Annotated in this window: 1 pseudogene; it reads left to right on the forward strand. The window is 55.3% G+C overall.

What is annotated here, in order from left to right:
• Positions 1-208: pseudogene (locus ACTHTG_RS11280) on the forward strand (RHS repeat protein); the annotation flags it as partial.

A 208-nucleotide genomic window follows, 5' to 3' on the forward strand; every position in this document is an offset into this window, starting at 1 on the left:
TCGACAGCCAAACCCCGCTGCGGATTACCGAGTTCAAACGCGATATATTGGGACGCTTAATCCATACCCTCGCCCGCAACAACGACAAGTTTCAGGAAACCGTTTACCAATACGACCCGGACGGCAACCTCGTCCGTGCCGCCAACAGCCACAGCATTACCTGCTTCGACTACAACGGCAACGGCCAAATCATCGGCCAGCACCAATG

It is taken from the genome of Neisseria sp. P0017.S009, from assembly GCF_051957375.1.
Classification (GTDB): Bacteria; Pseudomonadota; Gammaproteobacteria; order Burkholderiales; family Neisseriaceae; genus Neisseria; species Neisseria perflava.